The sequence below is a fragment of the Paenibacillus sinopodophylli genome (assembly GCF_005930355.1).
GTDB lineage: Bacteria > Bacillota > Bacilli > Paenibacillales > Paenibacillaceae > Pristimantibacillus > Pristimantibacillus sinopodophylli.
Genome location: NZ_VDBO01000045.1, coordinates 1 through 1,089 on the forward strand (window position 1 = coordinate 1; position 1,089 = coordinate 1,089).

Below are 1,089 nucleotides of genomic sequence, written 5' to 3' on the forward strand. Positions count from 1 at the left end.
TCATCTGGTCTGCCTGGAATGGAACAGGAAGCGCAACGATCGATGAGTCGGGTCTATTGACTGCTGTGAGCGACGGCAACGTAACGGTGAAGGCGACGGCAGCCGATGGTTCGGGCATCGTAGGAACGAAATCGATTACGATTAGCGGCCAGACAACAAGCAATCCAGAGCCAACGAATCCTCCTAGCCAACCAGGACCATCGACACCGGCGCCAACAGATGTCATTAAGAATGGAGACAAAGCGATTGTGGAGTTCGGCAGCGGCATCATATCGAAGTCCATTCCTGTACAGGATATCGGCGGGCTATCCCTGCAGGTGAAAGCCGCGAATGCGGTTCTAACGGTTCAAGCGGATGCGCTGAAGCAATGGTTGACTGCGGCGGGGAATCCGTTCGGGGCAAGTATTGAAGTAACCGTTGCGCCAGTGACTGCTGGAGATATCGCGAATGCTCCAGCCCAAGGTGGTCAAGCACGTATAGAAGTTGCAAGCGTGATCTACGACATCACCGTTAAGCTGAAGTACAACAACCAAGTCATCGCCATCAGCAATGTAGATGGCAGAGTTGAACTTTCCTTGCCTTATAGCAATGGGGCTGATGAAGACCTGCTAGGCATTTATTATTACAATGAAGCAAGCAAAGAGTGGGAATATGTAGGAGGCAGCGTAGATACTACCAAGAATACAGTGACAGTTACGCTTGAGCATTTGAGCAAGTATGCGGTGCTGGAATACTCGAAGCCATTCACGGATGTTCCGGCGACCCACTGGGTTTCTCGGACGTTGGAGGTGTTAGCGGCGAAGCATATCATTAAAGGTACAAGCGATACACTCTTCACACCAAATGGACATACAACTCGTGCTGAATTCACATCTTTGCTGGTGCGAGCTTTAGGACTAACCAAGGCTGCAAGCGCAGCTCCGTTTGACGATGTTCAAGAGGGCCAATGGTATGCGAAGGAAGTTGCAATGGCTTATGAAGCGGGGCTTGTCCTCGGAGTATCGGAGACCACATTTGATCCGAACGCGAGAATCACCCGTGAACAAATGGCGGCACTGCTTGTTCGCGCCTATGAGTACAAGAACAGCG

1 protein-coding gene is annotated in these 1,089 nt (G+C 51.2%); it reads left to right on the plus strand.

Annotated elements, in window-relative coordinates; translation table 11 throughout:
- A partial coding sequence (locus FGT79_RS30575; protein ID WP_171056540.1) for an S-layer homology domain-containing protein occupies positions 1-1,089 on the plus strand: 1,089 nt, incomplete at both ends.